The organism is Sulfitobacter sp. 15WGC (assembly GCF_005068605.1).
GTDB classification, from domain to species: domain Bacteria; phylum Pseudomonadota; class Alphaproteobacteria; order Rhodobacterales; family Rhodobacteraceae; genus Sulfitobacter; species Sulfitobacter faviae.
The window spans coordinates 1-1,337 of the sequence record NZ_SZNL01000048.1 but is presented as its reverse complement, the minus strand read 5'-3'; the positions used below and the strand labels follow the sequence as shown (position 1 = coordinate 1,337).

Annotated in this window: 1 protein-coding gene; it reads left to right on the top strand. The window is 51.3% G+C overall.

What is annotated here, in order from left to right; all coding sequences use genetic code 11:
- The coding region (locus FCK22_RS17830; RefSeq protein WP_169306123.1) for a hypothetical protein at nucleotides 1-592 on the top strand (592 nt) is incomplete at its 5' end.
- Nucleotides 593-1,337: the final 745 nt, after the last annotated feature.

Genomic DNA, 1,337 nt, shown 5'->3' with positions numbered 1-1,337 from the left:
CCTGGTGGAAGACCATGGATCGGTTGAGCGCTTGATCGAACAGGGCTACGCACATGTTAAGCCAATGGCCTTAGATGAAACCGCTCTAATTTTTCGAAGAGCAAGCGCTGCGTATCATGGAAAGCTGGTCTTTAGTGATGAGGTTATAAGTAAGATATTTGATATATCTATGGGTTACCCCTATTTTACACAGCTAATAGGAAAGCGTTGCGTAGAACAAGGGAATTTAACTGGAACAAACAATATTGAGATTGGAACCCTTAATGATGTTCTCGAGGAGATTTCATCTGGTCGGGCTTTCCCTCATCTTGAAAGGAAATACCAGAGGGCTGTCGGCGACAGCAACAGTCGAGCTCTACTTCTAACATTGCTAGCTGAAGAAAACGTTTCGCTCGATGATGTAGAAGGCGGAATTAGCCTAAAGGCCATCAGAACAACAGCGCAAGAGCTCGACATTGAGTATATGGATCAACTTGTTCCTAGGCTAATTGATAAAAAATATGGTCCCGCGCTTGTGCGTAAGCATGATCAGCGTGGGACATATGAATTCCTTGATCCAGTGTTCCGGGCTTATGTTCGATTGCGAAAATAGTCTCTTGATACTCAACTGTCTCAGGTACCGCTTCCTTGATCGCTACGGGCATAGTCGGCGCTGCTGGAGCAACGGTAGGAGCCTTCACCGGCGCTCTGCTGGGCACCGCCACCACATCCAGCTTCCTCGCGATGAAGACTGCTAGCGGGGCGTTAATTATCGTTTCTGAGACATCTGCGGCCATTAGCCCGGGGCTAGTATCAGCGTTCTCAGCAGTCGGTTCCGGGGCTGGTGCGATGAATAGTGCCCTTGTAGGTAAGATCGCCGGGCTTCCAGTAATTGAGGCTCTCGCAGTCAATGCAGGAGTATCAAAAGGGGCGTTGATCGTCATCTCAGGTGTCCCTGTAGCCCGAGAGGTGGCAATTGCCGTAGGTCTGATCTCAATCCTAATCGTCGGGGGATATGCCTATTGTCTGTTGAACAGGGAGGTTGGGCGAGAGGACGTAACGAGGCTCACGGGGACACCGTTACCAACTTGAGAGCGGGAGGTGGCTTTGGGCTGGTTGTCACGGGGAGGCTAGGGCCTAAACCGCCCCATCTTTTGCCCCAGTTTTGTTGGTTGAGTAGAAAAGGTGATTCAAAACAACGAAACGCAAGGGTTCCTACCATCCCAGCCAACACTCTCCCCGTCAGGTAGATAAGACACCCCGACCACCCGTAGGTCTCGGAGTGCCCCAGTTTAGTGCCCCACCGTTGACACACCTATAGCGGGTGCTGCGGGTGTGCCCCTCCCAGTTGACGGGAG